The sequence below is a fragment of the Rhizobium beringeri genome, from assembly GCF_004306515.1.
Classification (GTDB): Bacteria; Pseudomonadota; Alphaproteobacteria; order Rhizobiales; family Rhizobiaceae; genus Rhizobium; species Rhizobium beringeri.
The window spans coordinates 25,948-43,844 of sequence record NZ_SILG01000006.1; the positions used below are offsets into that span (position 1 = coordinate 25,948).

Consider the following 17,897-nt stretch of genomic DNA (forward strand, 5'->3'; position numbering starts at 1 on the left):
AGGACTAGCATCGCCGGTCTTCGGACCTGGGATAAATAAGGGTAAAAAGTTGGACAGTCGGCCGTGGTTAAAAGGCGCAATGAGCAGCATGAACTGCTCGCTCCAAACGAAAGCCGGTCCTTTAGAGCAGTGGAGGCTTTGCCCGCTTGCCCGGCTCTTTTAGCGACCGCAAACTATGTTGATTATAGAGGACATTTCCGTGGGAAATCAGCAAGATAGGTTCTTGGGTTTGCTGGTTCTGGGTTCGATTCCGTTGTCTAATCGCGTGCTCGGGGTCAAGCGGCTTGTGGCTCATGCATCGCGACATCTTTCTGTTTTGGGTGGGGTCTGCATCTTTGTTCCTGCCAATTCGTCCGGCGCCGGGGAGCACGGTTGTCTCCGCGGTCGACACAAGTCGCCGCATGATGGGTTTTCGCAGGGCGGATCTTCCTTTGTTCAAGACGCAGTCTCGACGAGCTGCGACGGAATCGACGGAATGACCCAACCCACGTCCACAGCAGGGACGCCCAGCATCTCAATCGGGTTGAGGCGCTGAGGCAGGTAGGCCGGCTTTTTCGCCTATGCGGTAGCGCCGGCCAATGGGTTGAACGCTTCCCCGGTTTTGAGCATGCTATGCATGATGACAGCAAGTTTTCGCGCGACAGCGACCGCGGCACGTTTGAAGCCCAGTCGCTCACGCAGCTTCAGCCCCCACGTTTTGAGACTGCATTCGGTCCTGGCACCGGTTCTTGTTAAGAGGACGGTTGCCGCCTCGTAGAGTAATCCCCGCAGCCGACCGTCACCGCGTCGCGAGATATGGCCATCATAATCGATTTCACCTGACTGGTAGCGCCGCGTCGTCAGCCCGAGCCAAGCGCCAACGGAGCGTGAGGTGGGGAAGTTTTCAGGATCTTCGATCGCAGCAATGTAAGAGACGGCCGTGACGGCGCCAACGCCTGGAATCGTCATCAGGAGCTTCGTAGCCCGGCTCTGTCTGGAAGCTGCGAGCAACTGGTGATCAAGATTGGCTGCGCGCTTACGTATGTCGCGCCACGCCTCGAGCAGGGGCAATATCACAACTGCCAGGCCGCTATTTCCATTCAGCAGTTCTCTCACATTGGCATCAAATACCCGACCTTCCCCTTTGGGCACGATAAGACCAAACGTTTTCAGGAGACCGCGTATTTGGTTGCTGAGCTGCTTGGAAATGCTTACGAGCTGGCTACGCGCCGCCACCAGTGTGCGCGTCAGCATGTTGTCGAAAGTCTTTACTCGCACGACCTTGTAAAATCCTGCTTCGGCCAACTGCGCTAGACCATCCGCATCATTGGCGTCAGTCTTGTTAAGCGTCTCGCTCAGAACCTTTTGCGCGTGCCGAGCTTCAATGCAAATCGCAGGAATCCCTTCGGCCGTCAGCGCATGATAGAACCACGTCGACAGTGGACCTGTCTCGAAGACAACGAGCTTCGCGTGCGGAGCGTGCTTGCGGATGATCTGCGATAGAACTTTCGGATCAGAAGGGCATTTCCCTCGCCAGATCCGTTTCCTATTCTCTCGGATCGAGACCGCAGTATCTTTCAACGAAACATCGAGCCCGATATATTGGTCCATGGTTGCCTCCATTTGATGTTGGGCCCGGTTCCAATCGTGAGCCCGTATTTCCATCCTACCGGGGGCAACCACCCATGTCAGATATTGCTGAGGCAATGCCTTTGGGGAAACCGTCCGCGATTACTCCATGTTCAAGGCGAAGGCATTTTGCCAGCGATCTCGCATTCGGATGGCGTCATACGGATTTGCGACCCCTAAAATGATTCTGACTGTTGTTGGTGGTGTTTAGCGAATATGGTCGGCGGTGCATTAGCGGTCTCGGCCGTCTCGATTTGTTGAAAAATGCGTTGATTGACGGGGCGTGAATGTCGATTTCCGATAACCAGCAACACGAGGGCCAGGCCCAGCTCGGTTTGCGACAGCTGGAGGCCGACATAGAAGCTGCGCAGCATGGACGTAATGCTGCAGCTTTTCTTGCAGCGATCGTCGAATCCTCCGACGATGCGATCGTTAGCAAGAGCCTCAGCGGAGTCATCACGACCTGGAACAAGGGCGCTGAGCGTCTTTTCGGTTATACGGCAGACGAGGCTATTGGACACCCGATCACGATCGTCATTCCACCCGATCGTCTCGATGAGGAACCAGCCATTCTCGCCCGCATCCAGGCCGGCGAGCGCGTCAATCACTTCGAGACGATACGACGACGCAAAGACGGTACCTTGGTCGATATTTCCCTTACCATTTCGCCCATTCGGGACGACAACGGAAAGATCATCGGCGCATCGAAGATCGCCCGCGACATCTCAGAGCGCAAGCGAGCCGCCGAGCATCAGGAGCTTCTGCTCCGGGAAATGCATCACCGGGTAAAAAACCTCTTCGCCATCACCGGCAGCATCATCACCCTTGCAGCGAGGACGGCAACGACGACTACCGAACTGGCCGCCGGGATGAAAGACAGGTTAATGGCTCTGTCCCGAGCGCATGAGATGACATTGCCGAGTTTGAACGGTGAGGCCGCGACCGGCACTCCACAGACCACCCTATTTCAGCTTCTGTCGAATATTCTCGCACCGTACGAGCGGGACGGTGCCAATCATTGGCAGCTGATCGGAGATGACATCGATATCGGCGGCACAAAAATTACAAACTTCGCGCTGCTGTTCCATGAACTCGCGACCAATGCCGCGAAATATGGCGCGCTGTCCGTCGAAGAGGGAAAGCTTGATATCGCAGCGACGATGAAGAGTGAGATGCTGGAGATCGTCTGGCTTGAGAGCAGCGGTCCTCCGCAGGCTGCATTAGAGCCACGTTCGATCGGTTTTGGAAGCCGGCTTGAGCAGATAATAAGTCAGAGCCTCGGGGTCGAGATCGCGCGCGACTGGATGCCAAATGGACTCTCGATCCGACTGTCCGTCCCCCGCGGCGCTATCAGCGGCTAAAACGAGGCAGCGCAGCCAGCCTCGTGTCTCAAACGGCCGGACTGAGTTGCAGGACGTTGGCGCCGATCGACGCGTCGGTGGCTCGTTCGAGGCGGTTTGGCAGGATCGTCACGTAGAGCTCCATCGAACCACGACCGACCTCGAGCGCCAACAGGTGACCACCGACCGCCTCGAACGAAGCGTTGCCGGCGGTTGCGTGCAGATGCGGCAGCGGTTTTCCGTCCTTCCAGGCAAGCGAGCCGGTCAAATTGGTCACCTCAACGTTTTCGTAGCTCTTCGGCTTGTATTCGCGGGCTTCGAAATCGAAGAAGCCGAAGGTAATCTGGCCAGCGAACCCGAAACCAGACAGCATGGCCGACGGTATGTCTTCGCCGACCATCAGCGTTCCCAGGCGGGCAAGTACGTCGTCTCCCTGTCTCAAGACCATCAGGAATCCGCCAGGTGTTGGGATGTAGCGTTTCTGCTCAGTCACGGGACACGACAATCAATGGTGGGCGCGGTGCTCGGCGTTCCGTTTCCGGGTCGCAGCCGCCTTCTTTGCCGAAGCCGAACGGTCTGCGGCCGATCGCGACGCTGCCGCCTTGCCACCTTTTTCGCCACCTTTGTGGGCCGCGGGATGACCGGTATGCTTGCCTTGCCCGGAACCGCCGGCCTTCTTGCCGCCGCCATCATCCTTGTTGACGGTTGCCCAGGCTCGGCGCTCGGCTTCCTTCTCGGACACGCCGCGGTCTTCGTAACTTTCGGCGATGTGGTCTGCCTTGCGTTCCTGCTTGTCGGTGTACTTGGACTTGTCACCACGGGGCATGACATTTCCTCCTTCGTTGATAATCAGACGAACGACAGCGCAAAAAGTTTGTTCCGAGCCAGCGGCGTTACAGGAACAAAGGGATGAAACGGGCGTTCGCAGACAGTCATTCCGCATGCAATTCGCAAAAAACCTTGGGTGTCATTATGAGCGACAAGACCTCTTTGAACGATCCTCGCACGCTTTATCCAGCACCGCCTTTCCCAGACCAGCCGCAACAGGCGCCCGGTCTCGCTCGCAAGATGGATCCCACGCCGGATCACGGCGAGAAGAGTTATCGCGGGTCGGGCAAGCTCACTGGCCGGAAGGCACTCGTCACTGGCGGCGATTCCGGTATCGGCCGTGCTGCAGCAATCGCCTTCGCCCGTGAGGGGGCCGACGTGGCCATCGCCTATCTTCCGGACGAAGAGGCGGATGCCAAGGAGGTGATTGGCCTTATCGAAGCCGAGGGCCGTAAGGCCGTCGCGCTTCCGGGCGACATCAAGGACGAGGCATGGTGCCGGCAACTGGTCGACAAGGCGGTCACTGGTCTTGGCGGTCTCGATATCCTCGTCATCAATGCCGGTCGCCAGCAGTACCGCGAGAAAATCGAAGAGTTGTCGACGGAGGATTTCGACAAGACGATGAAGACCAATCTATATGCGCTTCATTGGATCGCACAAACCGCCGTGCCCCATATGCCGGCGGGATCCGCGGTGATCACCACCGCCTCCATCCAGGCTTACCAGCCGTCACCGATCTTGCTCGACTATGCCACGACAAAGGCCGGTATCGTCGCCTATACGAAGGCCCTTGCCAAGCAACTGATTGAGCGTGGCATTCGCGCCAATGTCGTCGCACCCGGACCGGTCTGGACGGTTCTCCAGCCGAGTGGTGGGCAGCCAGACGAGAAGGTGAAGAACTTCGGCAAGGACAGCGACTTCGGTCGTCCGGGCCAGCCGGTCGAACTGGCTCCCGTATTCGTCCTGCTTGCATCGCCAGAAGCAAGCTTCATCAACGGCGAGGTCTATGGTGTCACGGGCGGCAAGGGCGTAGCTTGATGGGATCGTCTTCACAGGTTGTCTTCGCCCAGCCGACGCTGATTGCCGAGATCGAATTCCAGGGCTGGACCGACGATGGCAATCTCCGGCACGCATACTAAAAGGCTTGCGCGAAGTTCAGGATAATGCCGCAGTTTATGCGCTTGATTGAGCCGATGGCCGGGTGAAGAAACCGCGTCAAATTTTTTCTACTGCTGCTCTTGAATCCAAATATGCCAAAAACCAAATCGATTGCCGCCAGCCGCTAAAGAAGGGCTGGCCTTGCTGGAGGCACCGTCTTTCGGCGCTTCCGTACCCATGTTGCTTCAAGGAGGATATGGCTATGGCAACATCTTACGACTACGCACCTCTGTTCCGCTCCAGCGTCGGCTTCGACCGGGTTTTCAATCTTCTGGAAAACGCCCAGCGCGCCCGGTCGATCAGCGACTGGCCGCCCTATGACATTGTCAAGACCGGTGACGACACCTATCGGATCTCGATCGCGGTCGCGGGCTTCACCCAGGACGAACTCGACATCACCTTCCAATCCAATCTACTGATGGTCACGGGCAAGAAGCAGGAAGCGGCTGCCGAGGGCTACCTACATCGCGGCATTGCCGGCCGGCCGTTCGACCACCGGTTCGAACTCGCCGACCACGTCAGAGTGAACGGGGCTGATCTGAGCAATGGTCTCCTGTCGATCGATCTGGTTCGCGAGATCCCGGAGGCACTGAAGCCGCGCAGGATCTCCATCCAGACCGAGCCCGCTCTGGTGCCTTCGGCCGCCCCGGCGCAGATCGAAGCGCAGAAGGCGGCTTGACCCGCATTGACCGCAGAACAAGGGCGCCGTGACTACGGCGCCCATCAACATTCCGGGTTGGGAAGGAGAGAGCGATGAAACCCGATATGTTTAGACAGCCTGTTTCCATTCTCGTCGGCCTTGGTTTCCCAGCAGAGGTTCGCTGCGTCATGGATGCCTACCGGCATCTTTCCGAATGGCCGACATCACTCAGGGACAGCACGCATGCGATTGCCCTGAAGGCCTGCAGTGCGGCACTGCGTGGCGAGATTGAAGCGGAAACCGCGCGTGGTCTGTTTGCGGCCTTCGCCGAGAAACATGATCTGTTGGCGCCGGAAACCAATATGATCGCGGCCTCACGCCTGCGGCGTGACCGGGATCCACAGGTACAGTGAGGTGGTTCGATGACGCACGACATGTTGCAGCAGGCGGCCAGCAACGCGATGGCGATGGGACCAGCGGTCTTGCTTCAGGGTATGCAGCTTCAGCGGCCAATCGACGTGGTGAGAGCGCCGGCTCTTTCCGTCGATGATAAGCGAACGATCCTCGCGGCCTGGGCCTCCGACTTTTACGCTATCGATTCGAAGCCGGCCCTCCGGCAGGTGCCGGGAATGCCAGAGCCGATTTCGATCGATGAGGTACAGTCCGCGCTGAAAGAACTCGATCGGCGCTATGGTATCTGACGGACTGCGCGTTCAAGCGGCCTGCTTCGACGATTTGGCGAGCCGCTTGATCGCCTGTTCGAGGGAACGCTGTCCATCGAAATAATCCTGCCAGGCGCCGCCGCACCTCCCCCGCGGCAGGCTTTTTCGTTTTCGGAGGCTTGTTCCTGCTACAGGTTGAGATCGAGTTGCGGCTTCCCCTCGGTCGCGGCGTTGGTCTGATCGTTGGTCAGCGACGAGAGCGTGACGCCCAGCAGGCGCACGGACAGCTTGAAGGGATAGACGGTTGCCAGAAGTCCGGATGCCGTGTCGAACACGTCAGTAACGCTTGCGAACGGGATTGTGCCAGTCCGACTGCGCGTCGCCTGGGTGAAGTCCGAGTATTTGACCTTCACGGTTACCGTCTTACCGCTAATTCCCTGCGCCTCGCAGTAGCGCCAGACCTTCTCGGCAAGCGGTTTTAGCTCAGCCGTTGCGTGTTCGAGATCATCGATATCCTCGGCGAATGTGTCTTCGGCTCCCACCGATTTGCGGATGCGGTCAGGCCGGACCTGGCGCTCGTCAATGCCACGGGCGATGCCGTAGAAATAGGGTCCCGACTTGCCGAAATGCTCCTGCAGGAAGATGAGCGACTTTGATTTCAGATCGAGCCCGGTCTCAATCCCGTATCTACGCATGCGCTCGGCGGTGGCCGGCCCGACGCCATGGAATTTCTTGACGGGCAAGGTTTCGACAAAGCCTGGTCCATTCTTCGGCGTGATGACCGCCTGGCCATTGGGTTTGTTGAGGTCGCTGGCCATCTTTGCGAGAAATTTGTTGTAGGAGATGCCGGCCGAAGCGTTGAGCCCGGTGACCTGCTTGATCTTTGCGCGGATCTCCAGCGCAATCTCGGTGGCGATTTCCATGCCCTTCAGATTCTCGGTGACATCGAGATAGGCCTCGTCGAGGGATAGCGGCTCGATCAGCGGCGTGTATTCGGCGAAGATTTCGCGGATTTGCTGGGAAACAGCCTTATAGACGTCGAAGCGCGGCGGCACGAAAATCAGGTCGGGGCATTTCCGTTTTGCGGTGACCGACGGCATGGCCGAATGGACACCAAAGGCTCGTGCCTCATAGCTTGCGGCGGCCACCACACCGCGCGCTGCGGATCCGCCGACGGCGAGGGGCTTGCCCCGGAGTCCCGGATTATCGCGCTGCTCGACCGATGCGTAAAAGGCATCCATGTCCACATGGACGATTTTGCGGATCGGTGTTGGCGTCATTTCGTTCATGGCGGTTTTTGCAAGAAAGTTACAGGCTCGGTGTCCTCTTTGCGGGCCTTGCCCGAAACAAAGAGGGAACATAGCAGTCTTCGCGGCGATATCAACACGCGTTTGCCCGCGACGCAGGGCTGCGGATTGATCACTCCTCTTAAGCCCCGCACTTGCTGACAATCTCAAGCAGGCCAAGATCGACAAGTCGGTGAGAGGCTGGGACCATACAAGTGATCACGCCCAGTGTGGATCGAGCTGCTTTAGATCGGTCCAGGCTCAGAATAGGCTCGGCTGGACGACTGGTTCTCCGGCCTTCGTCACGATCGTCGAGCCGTAAGGCTCCCGGGATGTTACGATCAGCGCGTCGTTGGGCAGAAGACGGGCAAGCGCCTTGGCCTCGTCCCATGGCGCACACATCCAGACATCAGTCTCTTCCTTGGTCAGAAGGAGAACCGGCATGGCTTTATCGTGGATAGGCTTCACAAGGTCATTCGCATCCGTCGTCAGAAAACCGTAGAGATCATCGGTCGTCAGTCCGTCGTTGACCTTTCGCACGCTCGTCCATTGCGGCACGTGGACGCCGGCAAAGAACATCAGAGGCTTGCTTTCATCGCGCGCCAACCAGGCGTTTGGGGTCCTGCCGCCCTCTTCCTTGGTGGCTGGATCGGGCTACGCGAAGCTGGTCACAGGAACGAGGCAGCGATGCTCAACACCGAACCAACGCTTCCAGTACGGGAAATTGAGCGTGCGGACATTCGTGGTGCCGCCGTCCACCTCATCACGCAGCTGGGCCTCGAAGTCGACCTCCTTGCCCTTGGCTCGCAGTTTTTCGGCCTTCTTCTCAGCTTCTTTCTTGAGGGCGAATAGCGGGGAGGGCAGACCCTAGCGCGCATGCACCAGCTGTTTTCGACCATCGGCCGTATTGCGCACGATCGGCCCATCTGATCCGGATTCATTTGGTACGCCGGCATGAGATTGATCATGCTCTCGACATCCTGCGCCCACTTGGCGACCCAATCCTTGTCTTCCATGCGGTACAGATTGCACATAGGCAGTGACCGTGAACACTGCGAGCATCGTAACCGATGGAATTGCCAAATGCCAACCGGCGGATAGCAGGTTGCGAATCCGACGAAATTTATTTCCGCTTCGACCAAATCGCCGCAATCGGCCCATGGCCATGTTTCGCAAAGCGAATCTCTTGGTTCCCTAAAGTTGAGAGATAATATTCCTATTCTTGGTTGCTTGACTCTTCGGCGGCATCGGAACAGATAAAGAACATCTGCATTTGAACGACATGAAGTCGAAACTCCAACACGGCCTTCAAGGGACGCGTGAATGATGACTGCTGCCCGCAACAGGGTAATTGCCGATCTAAGAGACCGTATCGCCTCCCTTGAGGGCGGATCGACGAGCAAGGTCGGCTGCCTTGCTTTTGGGGTTTCCGAAATAGACGCGGTGCTTCCAGGCGGGGGTCTCGCCTATGGCGCCTTGCACGAATTCGCGGGTGGCGGATCCGGAACGGTCGATGGTGCGGCCGCGGCCCTCTGCGTGGCAGGGATCGCTGCGCGAACCAAGGGACAGATTCTTTGGTGCATGACGCGTCCAGACCTGTTTTTCCCGGCACTGGCGCAGGCGGGTCTCCATCCCGGTCGCGTGGTCTTTGCCGAAGCCGATAGGGAAGAGGATGTCCTGGCGACCATGGAGGAAGGTCTTGGTTACGGTGGCTTGGGCGCCGTGGTCGGTGAGCTCGTCCGTCTTCCCATAACCGCATCACGCCGGCTTCAGCTTGCGGCCGAGAAGACCGGAACGATGGGGCTGGTCGTGCGACGATGGCGACGGCAGACGGAGGCATCCGATTTTGGCCAGCCGACGGCGTCGACATCAAGGTGGCGCGTCAGCGTACTGCCATCGGAAGAGCTGCCGGTTCCGGGCGTCGGGCGGCCGCGATGGCTCCTGGAGCTGATGAGAGTGAAGGCGGGTGAGTGCGCAGAGTTTATTGTAGGAGCGTGCGATGCCACGGGTCGTATCCATTTATCTTCCGGATCTCGCGATCGACAGGATCAGACGGGCCGACGGCGCGGGAATGCTGTTCGCTGAGCGGCCGCTTGTCGTCGTCGCCAAGAGTGGCTCCAAACGATGGATCGCGGCCGCGGATGACTTAGCCCGATCCGCAGGCCTTCATATTGGCATGCCGGCAGCCAAGGCGCAGGCCATCGTTCAGGGTCTGCAGATGGTCGACGCCGATCCGACCGCAGACGGTGCGGCCCTTGAACGCCTCACGCTCTGGGCGTTGACGCAGTACACGCCGATCGTCGCAATGGATGCGCCCGACGGCATCGTCATGGACACCGAAGGCGCCGATCATCTCCAGGGTGGCGAGGATCTGATGCTGTCCGGCATTGTCAATCGCTTCCGCGCCAAGGGGTTGACCGCGCGGGTTGCGATTGCCGACACCTGGGGTGCGGCCCATGCGCTGGCCAGGGTCAGCAAGCGCGATACCGTGATCGTTGCGCGGGGTGAGACATTACGCTTCGTCGAGCGGCTGCCGATATCATCAATACGGTTGCCCTCCGAAACCGTCATCGGCCTGCGGACCCTCGGGTTTCAGACGATCGGCGAGCTGTCAGCCACAGCACGCGCGCCGCTTGCCCTTCGCTTTGGTCCCGAAATCGGCCGCCGTCTCGACCAAATGTATGGGCGGCTGCCGGAGCCGATCGATCCGATCCGTCCAATGGATGCCATCGAGGTCAGCCGCGCCTTCGCCGAGCCGATCGGCGCGCCCGAGACCATCGCCAAATATGTCTCCCGGCTGGTCGTTGAACTCTGCGAAGCGCTCCAGCAGAAGGGCCTCGGCGTTCGCCGCGCGGATCTTCTCGTCCACAAGGTCGACAACACTCTGCAGGCGATCCGTGCTGGAACCGCGAAGCCCGCACGCAATGTGGCCTGGCTGACAAAGCTCTTCAAGGACCGGATCGAGAAAATCGAGCCGGGCCTCGGGATCGAGAAGCTCTCGCTGGTGGCTGTCATCGCCGAACCGCTCACCGAAGTGCAGAAAGCCTCCTCCCTGATCGAGGAGGAGATCGTTGATATTGCGCCGCTGATCGACGTGATCGGCAATCGCGGGCAGCGTGTCTATCGGATAGTGCCTGTGGCGAGCGACGTGCCCGAGCGCAGCGTCAAGCGCGTGAGTGCGGTTGCCGGGGAGACCGGTTCGTCATGGAGCTTGCACTGGCCTCGACCCGTTCGCATCCTCTCCCGCCCGGATCTCATCGAGGTGATCGCACTGCTGCCGGATCATCCGCCCGTGTCGATGACCTGGCGCGGCAAGCGCCGACGGGTGAAACGTGCTGACGGCCCGGAGCGGATTTTCGGCGAGTGGTGGACGAGAGGCTCCGAGTTCGATGCGGTACGCGACTATTTCGTGATCGAGGACGAGGGTGGCGAGCGCTTCTGGATATTCAGGTCGGGCGATGGCATCGATGCGGCGACCGGCTCGCATAAATGGTTCCTGCACGGGATTTTCGCATGAGATACGCCGAGCTCCAGGTTACGACACATTTCTCATTCCTGCGCGGGGCATCGTCGGCGGATGAGCTGTTTGCGACCGCCAAGGCGCTCGGCATCGAAGCGCTTGGCGTCGTCGACAGAAACTCGCTCGCCGGCATCGTCCGGGCTCTCGAGGCGTCTCGCGCCACAGGCGTTCGCCTGTTGGTCGGTTGCCGTCTCGATCTGCAGGATGGCATGTCGATCCTGGTCTATCCGACAGATCGTGCCGCCTATTCGCGCCTGACCCGTTTGCTGACGCTCGGCAAGGGCAGGGGCGGCAAAGCCAATTGCATCCTGCATCTCGACGACCTTGCCCTCTATGCCGAAGGCCTGATCGCTATTCTGGTGCCCGATCTGCCCGACGAGACCTGCGCCGTGCAGCTCAGAAAGATGGCGGAGCTGTTCGGGGACCGGGCGTATCTCGCCCTTTCCCTTCGCCGGCGGCCGAACGACCAGATGCGGCTGCACGAGCTGTCGAACATGGCCGCACGCTTCAAGGTGAAGACCGTTGTGACCAATGACGTTCTTTTCCACGAACCGTCGCGCCGTCAGCTGCAGGACGTCGTCACCTGTATTCGCACCAGAACCACGATCGATGACGTCGGTTTCGAGAGGGAGCGTCATGCGGATAGATTCCTCAAGCCGCCGGAAGAGATGCAGCGGCTGTTTCCCCGTTACCCGGAAGCATTGGCCCGGACGATGGAAATCGCCGATCGCTGTCGGTTCTCGCTCGAGGAGCTGACCTATCAATATCCTGAGGAGGCGATCGTCCCAGGCAAGGACGCGCAGGCGTCTCTCGAGCATTATGTCTGGGAATGCGCGCCTACGCGTTATCCGGAAGGTCTGCCGGACAACGTTCTGAAAATCATTCGGCATGAGCTCGACCTCATCCGGGCCATGAAATACGCACCCTACTTCCTGACCGTGTTTTCGATCGTCCGATATGCTCGCAGCCAAGGCATTCTTTGCCAGGGGCGGGGATCTGCGGCAAACTCGGCCGTCTGTTATATCCTCGGGATCACGTCGATCGATCCTGAGACGAACGACCTGCTCTTTGAGCGTTTCGTTTCCCAGGAGCGCGACGAGCCGCCGGATATCGACGTCGACTTCGAGCATGAGCGCCGCGAGGAAGTCATTCAGTGGATCTATAAGACCTACACCCATCAGAAGGCAGCTCTGTGCGCGACCGTGACCCGATATCGTGCGAAAGGGGCGATCCGCGATGTCGGCAAGGCACTCGGTCTGCCGGAGGATATGATCAAGGCTCTCTCGTCGGGCATGTGGTCCTGGTCGGCCGATATGGTCGGCGACCGGGACCTGCGCGAACTCAACCTCAATCCCGACGACCGTCGCCTCGCACTGACGCTGAAACTTGCGCAGCAGTTGATGGGCGCGCCCCGGCATCTGGGCCAGCATCCCGGTGGATTCGTGTTGACGCATGATCGGCTCGACGATCTCGTCCCCATCGAGCCCGCATCAATGGCCGACCGGCAGGTGATCGAATGGGACAAGGACGATGTCGAAGCCCTGAAGTTCATGAAGGTCGATGTCCTAGCGTTGGGGATGCTGACCTGCATGGCAAAAGCATTCAAGCTGATTGAGGAGCATAAAGGCGAAACGATCGATCTAGCGAATATCGAGCAGGAAGACTCTGCGACCTATGCGATGATCCGCAAGGCCGATACGCTCGGAACATTCCAGATCGAAAGCCGGGCTCAGATGGCGATGTTGCCGCGGCTGAGGCCGCGGACCTTCTACGATCTCGTCATCCAGGTGGCGATCGTCCGGCCCGGGCCGATCCAGGGCGACATGGTGCATCCCTACCTGCGCCGTCGCGAAGGGAAGGAACAGGTCGTCTATCCGACGCCCGAACTGGAAGCGGTGCTTGGAAAGACACTTGGCGTGCCTCTCTTCCAGGAGTCGGCGATGAAGGTGGCGATGGTCTGCGCCGGCTTTACCGGCGGCGAGGCCGATCAGCTTCGTAAATCGATGGCCACGTTCAAGTTCACCGGTGGCGTCTCGAAGTTCAAGGACAAGCTCGTTTCCGGCATGGTGAAGAATGGATATTCGCCGGAGTTTGCTGAAAAGACCTTTTCTCAGCTCGAAGGCTTCGGCTCCTACGGCTTCCCGGAAAGCCATGCCGCAAGCTTCGCGCTCATCGCCTATGCCTCCAGCTATGTGAAATGCCATTACGCCGACGCGTTCTGCGCGGCCTTGATCAACAGCCAACCGATGGGGTTCTACGCGGTCGCCCAGATCGTCGGCGACGCCCGCAACCACGGTGTGGAGATCCTGCCGGTCTGTATCAACCGCTCTCGCTGGGACTGCACGCTCGAGCAGGTCAAGGGAGACGAGCGCCGCCATGCTGTCCGCCTGGGTATGCGTCTGGTGCGTGGCCTGGCCGCAGTCGACGTGGCACGCATCGTCGCCGCCCGTGCCGATCAGCCCTTCGACAGCGTCGATGACATGTGGCGGCGCTCGGGCGTTCCGGCAGCATCGTTGGTCGAACTGGCGGAGGCCGATGCTTTCCTGCCATCGCTCGAACTTCAACGACGCGATGCGCTGTGGGCGATCAAAGCGTTGCGTGACGAGCCACTGCCGCTCTTTGCTGCTGCTGCCGAGCGCGAGATGAAGACGATCGCCGAGCAGCAGGAGCCTGATGTCCAACTCCGGCAGATGACAGATGGCCACAACGTTATCCAGGACTACAGCCATACCGGCCTGACCCTGCGCGAGCACCCGATCGCGTTCTTGCGCAAGGACCTTGCCGCTCGAAGCATCGTCACCTGCGGTGAAGCCATGTCGGCCCGAGATGGCCGTTGGTTGATGACCGCAGGTCTCGTTCTCGTCCGTCAGATGCCCGGATCGGCAAAAGGCGTGATGTTCCTGACGATCGAGGACGAGACCGGTCCGGCAAACGTCGTCGTCTGGCCGAAGCTCTTCGAGCGGCGCCGACGCGTTGTGCTCGGATCGAGCATGATGGCGATCAACGGTCGGATCCAGCGGGAAGGGGAGGTCGTGCACCTCATCGCCCAGCAACTGTTTGATCTGTCGGGCGAACTATCCGGTTTGGCCGATCGTGACGGGGAGTTCAAACTGCCGGCGGGCCGTGGCGACGAGTTTGCTCACGGATCGCCGGGAAGTTCGGATTCGCGAGATCGATCGCCGGCGGTCAAACCGCGGGATATTTTCATTCCGGACCTGCATATCGATACGCTGAAGATCAAGAGCCGGAATTTTCACTAGGAATCCAGTGTGATAGCTCATCCTTGAGAATGCGGCGGTTCGATTCCGTTCAAGGCGGCCAGTGTGTATCGCACCTAACAGAAGCCATTGAGCTTCAGGATTTTATAGGCGTCGATCGTCGCCTGCAGAATCTCCTCTGACGCGCGATCTCCATCGTTTGCGTCGGGATGGTGCATCTTAAGCTTCAGCTTGTACCGGCTTCTAATTTCATCCGGCGTTGCGTCCGGTGAGAGAGCGAGCGTTTCGAATGCTTTTGCTTCTAGCACCTTAAGTTTGCGGGATTGAAGGGCCACTCTTGTCGCTTGCCTTTGCGTGGCGTTTTTTCTTGCATTGATCGTCTTCGCGGTCCCGGAGCGAATTGAGGAGGGGAGGGGCGTTCCAGAAGAGTGATTGACTCTAACTCCCCAGCTAGGGCGGCTCCCACTAGCCGCTTCCCTCTGATAGCGAGCCGTGACGGGGTTCGACAGCTTCGTCACGTAATTGTAGCCTTCGCTATACTCTTTTGCGTGGCTACGGCAAAACAGCAGGTACAGTCCCTCAGCATCCGCTCCCACGGGCGCGCGATGCATGCCTTGTTTGTCGCATCCGTCCCATTGGCATCTCGGGCCACTTGTTTCGCGATGTTCAGCCGGTTTGTTTCGCGTCGGTCTCAGGCCGACAAAAATCTTTGAATCAGACGTCATGGCGCGTTATACGACTTTGCTGCCGGACACGACAAGATTGCAGACGCCGATCCTTTGACCATCAGCAGCTCATGCTAGGCACGCAAGTTTAGTCGACTGCGGCAAGTCCGCTCTTCGCAACAATCATCCGCATCAAAAAATCAGAAATTTTGCAGAAGCCCTATTTGTCGTTTGCGGCTGACACATGGTTTTCCTTGGTGAGAAAACGAATGCTAGTATCGAGTGTCTTGACAACCAAATCTTTGATGTTCTGGGCGCGTTCCGATGAGCAATCATCGGGGCCAATTCCCTCAAGTGCGTGCTGCAATCTGCTGAGAAGTTCTTGATCGTCTATCGTCATTGCCGGTTCTCCTTTCGGGGGAGAGTACCGGCCCTTGGTATGGTCACAACTGATTTCATCTTCAATCCGCGATGTTCACAAGGCGCGAACAAGCGAAGTCAAAACTGCGAAATGTATCCAAAATCACAAGTTGTGCGACACGCCATGGGCTTATATACCGCGACGGAAGACATGGGTCGTATTCTCGCGATTAATTGGGCCAAATCCAAGTGTTGGCCAGAACACTTCCGCCTCAGGACCATCGGCATAGAGTGCGATTTGGCGATCAAATGGTTTTGCATGTTCAAGGACGTAAAGCGCAATCTGTCGACCAACCCCACGCCTGCGGTAGGCTGGCCGAACGTAGAACCGCCTCATACGCAACCAACTGCTATCGACAAAATCCTGCGTGATGCCACCGATGCCGGCAATTTCATCATTGATGGGTGGCTAGCGCTAGTATTTCGCCGGAGCGTTCGAAGCGGTTAGACCCGTCGAACCACTCGTTCTGAAGCACGGACATGGTGTCGAAGCCCTCGGCATCGGCTTCAACAAGGAATTGATCAAAGTGGTCTGGCAACTCAATGATCCGCCTAACCACAACACCATTACCACTGTCACTCACCATCAGAACTCCACTTCCCGTCGCTCCCCCTCGCAAAAATCCCGACATTTGCTTGATTTTTATAGCTGCCTTTTGCGGCGTCTGAAATTCAGGATTTCCGCGATATAAACATGTTGTCGGGGCCGAAGGCCGGCCCCGATCGCTGATGATCAACTAAAATAGGTTTCTGCCATCACTTCTTGGATCGCCTTCTATGTGAAGAGTTGCGTAAAGATCGCCGCGAGCCTTTCTCCGCCACGGCCGCGCAAGACTCTCCGGGTTGGTTTTGATATCCGCGACAGCAATAGCGGGTAACCCGTTCGTAGGGCACTGCACGGCCCACTGGCCATCCGCCGAAGCGATCCCCGAGGGAGCGGCCGTGCTCTGGGGGCGAGGGTGAGCAATGCCGCAATGTCCGGTGTCGGCGCAATGCGTCCATGGTGGCAGTCGGCGTAAGCAGCATTTTGGATTTTGATCCCCGTCGCCTAGTCTGGTACATATGATCTTGCGCCTCCAATAGTGCTGCGTTTTCTTCTGGAGCATCGATGTTACGAACGATTATTGCTAGCAGCTCCGCCCCAGCGGCCCCAGCGTCCTACAGCCAAGCGGTAAAGGCGGCCGGGCTAGTGTTCGTATCGGGTACCGCGCCGATCGACCCTGCTACGGGAAAAATTGTCGAGGGGCCGGTTCAGGCGCAGGTCGCGCAGTGCCTTACCAACATCGCGGCGATACTAGAGGAAGCCGGAAGCAGTTTGGCCCAAGCGGTGAGCGCCACACTCATCATCGCTGATGAGGAGGATTTTGCGCCCGCCAGTGAAGAGTGGGAACGCTGGTTCCCGACCGACCCGCCGGCGAGGCAAGGCGCTAAGATGCCAGTCCGCGTCCCCGGCATGAAGGTGTCGATTGCGATGATCGCCTTAGCCTGATCCGGTTTTAACGGCAGCAGTGCGCCCAAGGGCGAATAACGTCCTGCAAACGAAAGACAGAATTTGGCCCATTGCAGTCATGGCACGTGCCGCAAAGGCCGACCAGCGTTGCTGAATTCGGCCACTCGGCAAATCATCTCGCGAAGTAGCGTGTCGGTGTTGTGCCCAATGCCTTCTTGAACATTACGATAAAGGCGGTAGCCGATTCGTATCCCAAGTCGCTCGACACCCTCTGGACCGTCGCGCCGCTGGCCAGTTCGCGCAATGCGATGATTAGGTGCAGTTGCCGTCGCCATCGGCCGAAGGTCAGTCCCGTTTCCTGGACCATCAGCCGCTTCAAGGATCGCTCACTCATTGCAACGTGTGCCGCCCATTCCACGAGGGTGCGACGGTCGCTCGGCTCCGCCATCAGGGCAGCGGTGATCGCGGCGATTTTCGGATGGCTGGACGCGGGTAATTCCAGGCCCTGTATCGGCATTTGCGCGAGTTCATCCAGCAAGACCCGCACCATACGGCCGACATGGTCGTCTGGAGCATAGTTGACCGATACATCTGCCAGTCGCAGGATCATCTCGCGGAGCATCGGCGACACAGACAAAGTGCAGCATTCCTGCGGCAGCGTCGCGGCGCCTGGTTGAACGAACAGATAGGACAGGCGCGCGTTGGACGTGACCTGGTTGCTGTGGGGCACGCCGCCGGGTATCCAGACCCCGCAGTCCGGTGGGACAATCCAGAGGCCATTTTCCGTCTTGCAGGTGACCGCCCCGTGGAGGGCCAAAATGAGCTGCCCTTGCTGATGCTGGTGCTGGGGCACTTCAGCTTCATAGTCACTGAAGTCGAGGCGGACAGCGAAGGCCGGGCGATCTGACCAGTCGGGATCGAAGTCGTCGTGGCAGGAGCGCAGCAGTTTTGCGGATTGACCCGATTTGGAGATCATTTGGCATTATCTCCAGATTCGTGCGCACTGCAATAGTCTACTATCGGGCGATCAACAACCGAAAGGAGGTGGCATGAAAGAGGCCGCGCCCGTTGAGAGAACGGATCACTGAGATGCAGATGATGA

At 58.8% G+C, this 17,897-nt stretch carries 18 protein-coding genes and 3 pseudogenes; 10 read left to right on the forward strand and 11 right to left on the reverse strand.

Annotated features, from left to right (window positions below; translation table 11 throughout):
- Positions 1–558: 558 nt before the first annotated feature.
- The gene (locus ELH03_RS34280; protein ID WP_128410172.1) at positions 559–1,590 is read right to left on the reverse strand and encodes an IS110 family RNA-guided transposase; all 1,032 of its coding nucleotides are present in this window, start codon (positions 1,588–1,590) and stop codon (positions 559–561) included.
- Between the two features lie 305 nt (positions 1,591–1,895).
- Here ELH03_RS34280 and ELH03_RS34285 point away from each other — a divergent pair, with 305 nt between their 5' ends.
- The gene (locus ELH03_RS34285; RefSeq protein WP_130660425.1) at positions 1,896–2,969 is read left to right on the forward strand and encodes a PAS domain S-box protein; all 1,074 of its coding nucleotides are present in this window, start codon (positions 1,896–1,898) and stop codon (positions 2,967–2,969) included.
- A 28-nt stretch (positions 2,970–2,997) separates the two neighbouring features.
- Here the strand turns inward: ELH03_RS34285 and ELH03_RS34290 are convergent, their stop codons facing one another.
- Together ELH03_RS34290 and ELH03_RS34295 are read right to left on the reverse strand one after the other, a co-directional pair.
- Positions 2,998–3,396: a PPC domain-containing DNA-binding protein gene (locus ELH03_RS34290; protein WP_130767640.1), complete on the reverse strand. Its 399-nt coding sequence runs from the start codon at positions 3,394–3,396 to the stop codon at positions 2,998–3,000.
- 57 nt (positions 3,397–3,453) lie between these two features.
- Entirely contained in the window at positions 3,454–3,774 is a 321-nt protein-coding gene (locus ELH03_RS34295; protein WP_128404302.1) for a plasmid stabilization protein, read from the reverse strand.
- A 146-nt stretch (positions 3,775–3,920) separates the two neighbouring features.
- On the opposite strand from ELH03_RS34295, the gene ELH03_RS34300 reads away from it, so the two are divergent.
- The 5 genes and pseudogenes from ELH03_RS34300 (at position 3,921) to ELH03_RS34320 (ending at position 6,275) form a co-directional block, all read left to right on the forward strand.
- Positions 3,921–4,814 (forward strand): SDR family oxidoreductase, encoded by an 894-nt coding sequence (locus ELH03_RS34300; RefSeq protein WP_128404303.1) that lies wholly within the window; start codon positions 3,921–3,923, stop codon positions 4,812–4,814.
- Positions 4,815–4,834: 20 nt separating this feature from the next.
- A pseudogene (locus tag ELH03_RS34305) lies at positions 4,835–4,965 on the forward strand (ATP dependent DNA ligase); the annotation flags it as partial.
- Positions 4,966–5,136: 171 nt separating this feature from the next.
- Entirely contained in the window at positions 5,137–5,613 is a 477-nt protein-coding gene (locus tag ELH03_RS34310) for an Hsp20 family protein (protein WP_128404304.1), read from the forward strand.
- A 74-nt stretch (positions 5,614–5,687) separates the two neighbouring features.
- Positions 5,688–5,987 (forward strand): DUF982 domain-containing protein, encoded by a 300-nt coding sequence (locus ELH03_RS34315; protein WP_028734430.1) that lies wholly within the window; start codon positions 5,688–5,690, stop codon positions 5,985–5,987.
- 9 nt (positions 5,988–5,996) lie between these two features.
- The gene (locus tag ELH03_RS34320; protein ID WP_028734429.1) at positions 5,997–6,275 is read left to right on the forward strand and encodes a hypothetical protein; all 279 of its coding nucleotides are present in this window, start codon (positions 5,997–5,999) and stop codon (positions 6,273–6,275) included.
- A gap of 149 nt (positions 6,276–6,424) precedes the next feature.
- Here ELH03_RS34320 and dinB read toward each other — a convergent pair whose 3' ends face one another.
- Both dinB and ELH03_RS34335 read right to left on the reverse strand, forming a co-directional pair.
- Positions 6,425–7,525: a DNA polymerase IV gene (dinB, locus tag ELH03_RS34325; RefSeq protein WP_165420565.1), complete on the reverse strand. Its 1,101-nt coding sequence runs from the start codon at positions 7,523–7,525 to the stop codon at positions 6,425–6,427.
- A gap of 258 nt (positions 7,526–7,783) precedes the next feature.
- A pseudogene (locus tag ELH03_RS34335) lies at positions 7,784–8,556 on the reverse strand (SOS response-associated peptidase family protein).
- Positions 8,557–8,848: 292 nt separating this feature from the next.
- On the opposite strand from ELH03_RS34335, the gene ELH03_RS34340 reads away from it, so the two are divergent.
- The 3 genes from ELH03_RS34340 to ELH03_RS34350 are packed head-to-tail and all read left to right on the forward strand — an operon-like array spanning position 8,849 to position 14,302.
- Positions 8,849–9,607 carry an ImuA family protein gene (locus ELH03_RS34340; RefSeq protein WP_128404318.1) on the forward strand — a complete coding sequence of 253 codons (759 nt, stop codon included), beginning with the start codon at positions 8,849–8,851 and terminating at the stop codon, positions 9,605–9,607.
- A complete protein-coding gene (locus ELH03_RS34345) occupies positions 9,522–11,039 on the forward strand; it encodes a Y-family DNA polymerase (RefSeq protein ID WP_130767639.1) in 1,518 nt (505 codons plus the stop codon). Before ELH03_RS34340 ends, ELH03_RS34345 begins: the two co-directional genes overlap by 86 nt.
- Complete coding sequence (locus tag ELH03_RS34350; protein WP_130767638.1) at positions 11,036–14,302, forward strand: error-prone DNA polymerase; 3,267 nt, start codon at positions 11,036–11,038, stop codon at positions 14,300–14,302. Before ELH03_RS34345 ends, ELH03_RS34350 begins: the two co-directional genes overlap by 4 nt.
- A gap of 74 nt (positions 14,303–14,376) precedes the next feature.
- Here the strand turns inward: ELH03_RS34350 and ELH03_RS34355 are convergent, their stop codons facing one another.
- The 5 genes and pseudogenes from ELH03_RS34355 to ELH03_RS38360 all read right to left on the reverse strand — a co-directional run.
- Positions 14,377–14,985, reverse strand: a complete 609-nt coding sequence (locus ELH03_RS34355; RefSeq protein ID WP_130767637.1) for a J domain-containing protein — start codon at positions 14,983–14,985, stop codon at positions 14,377–14,379.
- Positions 14,986–15,145: 160 nt separating this feature from the next.
- Positions 15,146–15,325: a hypothetical protein gene (locus ELH03_RS34360; protein WP_130767636.1), complete on the reverse strand. Its 180-nt coding sequence runs from the start codon at positions 15,323–15,325 to the stop codon at positions 15,146–15,148.
- A 150-nt stretch (positions 15,326–15,475) separates the two neighbouring features.
- The gene (locus ELH03_RS38350) at positions 15,476–15,688 is read right to left on the reverse strand and encodes a GNAT family N-acetyltransferase (RefSeq protein ID WP_245504946.1); all 213 of its coding nucleotides are present in this window, start codon (positions 15,686–15,688) and stop codon (positions 15,476–15,478) included.
- A 52-nt stretch (positions 15,689–15,740) separates the two neighbouring features.
- A complete protein-coding gene (locus ELH03_RS38355; protein ID WP_245504945.1) occupies positions 15,741–16,082 on the reverse strand; it encodes a hypothetical protein in 342 nt (113 codons plus the stop codon).
- Positions 16,083–16,298 (reverse strand): annotated as a pseudogene (locus ELH03_RS38360) (carbon-nitrogen hydrolase family protein); the annotation flags it as partial.
- 155 nt (positions 16,299–16,453) lie between these two features.
- Between ELH03_RS38360 and ELH03_RS34375 the strand changes: the two are divergent.
- Positions 16,454–16,834, forward strand: a complete 381-nt coding sequence (locus ELH03_RS34375; RefSeq protein WP_105008646.1) for a RidA family protein — start codon at positions 16,454–16,456, stop codon at positions 16,832–16,834.
- 133 nt (positions 16,835–16,967) lie between these two features.
- Here ELH03_RS34375 and ELH03_RS34380 read toward each other — a convergent pair whose 3' ends face one another.
- The gene (locus tag ELH03_RS34380; protein WP_105008647.1) at positions 16,968–17,771 is read right to left on the reverse strand and encodes an AraC family transcriptional regulator; all 804 of its coding nucleotides are present in this window, start codon (positions 17,769–17,771) and stop codon (positions 16,968–16,970) included.
- Positions 17,772–17,897 lie beyond the last annotated feature (126 nt).